The sequence below is a fragment of the Enterorhabdus sp. P55 genome (assembly GCF_009911695.1).
Taxonomy (GTDB): Bacteria; Actinomycetota; Coriobacteriia; order Coriobacteriales; family Eggerthellaceae; genus Enterorhabdus.
The window spans coordinates 1-1,407 of record NZ_QWKK01000228.1; the positions used below are offsets into that span (position 1 = coordinate 1).

The window sequence follows — 1,407 nt, forward strand, 5'->3', positions numbered from 1 at the left end:
CGCTGGCGGCGCGCGGCGGCGAGGCGCCAGCGCGCGGCGCAGGCCGCGGGGCCTCGGCCGGCCCCTCTACGCCGCGGGCGAACAGGCGGATGGGCAGTCCCCCGCGCAGCAGGTAGAGCGCGAGCGCCAGCACGATCAGTCCCGCCATGGCGATGATGAAGAAGTTCTGGTAGCCGAACTGCCCGGTCACGTTGGCGGCGGAACCGAACACGAAGCCCGCGTCCTGCACGAGGTAGACGATGGTGCCGAAGAACGAGAACAGAAACACCGGGTTGACGCCGCGGTCGCGCGAGGCCTGGGCGCAGTGCAGCATCATGGCCAGGTTGGCGAAGCTGAACACGAGGTAGATGGCGCCGGCCAGGATCATCATCTGCGTGGGTCCGAAGAACGGATAGGCCGCCAGGCAGCACGCGGCCAGGGGGAACAGCGCCAGAAAGACGGCCTCGAGGTTGACCTCCACCGAGCCGTGGCGCCACACGAGCAGCAGCACCGCCGAGGCTCCCAGCGCGCCGGCCATCGACGCGATGTTCACCGCGTCGCCCATGGCCACGCTCGACAGTGCCGTGGCGCGGATGATGCCCGAGGCGAATCCGAGCGAGCCCACCGCCACGGCCGCACGCCAGCTGTCGCCCATGACGCGCAGGTAGGTGCGCGGGTGCTCGCGCGGCACGTCCTCGAAGATGGGCTGGCGAAAGTCGATGGTGCGCGTGGCCAGCATGGCGCACAGCCCGCACAGCGGCACGAAGATGAGCGGGATGAGGTACACCGTCACCGCGATGGGGATGAGGTAGAACGTCAGGTAGACCGCCGGCGCGCAGGCGGTGCCTGCCAGCAGCAGGAAGTTGCCGCGGTCAGGCGCCTTCGAGGAGAAGTAGCGCTGCCAGGCCAGGGCGAAGCCGGCGCCGCCCATGCCCACGAGCACGCCGGCCGTCGGGATGAGCCACGGCTTGGCGTCCGGCAGGTAGAGCCCCGCCACCAGCAGGCAGGCGCCCGCGGCCAGGGGCACGCCGCTCGAGAAGATGAGCGCGCGGCGCACGAGGTCGGGCCGCAGGTAGCTGAGGAACACCGTGGCGGCCATGGTGCCCGAGAACGCGAGCGATTGGGCGAGCGCGAACTGGAGCAGCAGGTCGGGGGAGTGGAACTCCTCGGGGAAGAAGGGAAACACCCCGCCCCACAGCGACGTGGCGTTGATGGCCAGGTACAGCGCGTAGCCGATGACGGCGATGTTGGGCCGGGGCCAGGAGAGCGCGGGCAGGCTGCGGGGCGTCATGCTAGAGCCCCGCCGTCAGGTGCATCGCGTAGAACATGAAGCGCGCCGCCGCCACGGCCGCCGCCATGAGCGCGCAGGCGCCCCAGGCGAGCGCGGTGCCCCGGCGTCCCGGCGTGCGGCGCGCGACCGCGGCGAGC

1 protein-coding gene is annotated in these 1,407 nt (G+C 71.5%); it reads right to left on the reverse strand.

Going from position 1 to position 1,407, the window contains the following annotated elements:
• On the reverse strand, window positions 1-1,270 hold a 1,270-nt coding region (locus tag D1643_RS10980; protein ID WP_160710640.1), incomplete at its 3' end, for a LuxR family transcriptional regulator.
• Window positions 1,271-1,407 lie beyond the last annotated feature (137 nt).